This is a genomic window from Aliivibrio sp. 1S175, assembly GCF_001690985.1.
In the GTDB taxonomy this organism is placed as follows: domain Bacteria; phylum Pseudomonadota; class Gammaproteobacteria; order Enterobacterales; family Vibrionaceae; genus Aliivibrio.
This window is the reverse complement of the sequence record NZ_MAJS01000088.1, coordinates 1-376: the sequence shown is the minus strand read 5'-3', so window position 1 is coordinate 376 and position 376 is coordinate 1. Positions and strand designations below refer to the sequence as shown.

The 376-nt window shown below is 35.1% G+C and carries 1 protein-coding gene; it reads right to left on the bottom strand.

The features are described from left to right. On the bottom strand, nucleotides 1-281 hold a 281-nt coding region (locus tag A6E06_RS18495; protein ID WP_141677007.1), incomplete at its 3' end, for a lipoprotein. Between the last annotated feature and the right edge of the window lie 95 nt (nucleotides 282-376).

The window sequence follows — 376 nt, the reverse complement described above, 5'->3', positions numbered from 1 at the left end:
CACTTATAAACCTCAATATTACTAGCCACTGCATCATTGTTAGATAAAATTGATATAGGGGAAGACGAAATCATCTTATAAGAATCACCTCCCTTCCTAACAACCGTTTTCTGTATGTAGCTCACCGTATTAAAAGGGGCTGTTTCTAGGTACTCCACCGATTTAAACACACAACCTTCAGTGCTACTAATCGATCTTACCTGCATCATTTCTTTAGTCGGCTTAGAAGTACAACCAGCCATTGTGAAAGTAATAACAGCAATAAAAAGCATTTTTTTCATATGAATCTCCTTGATTAAAAACCATACCACATTAGAAAACATAAGAAACCCAACATCCATGATTCCTATTATGATAAATTAGAACCTTGCATTAC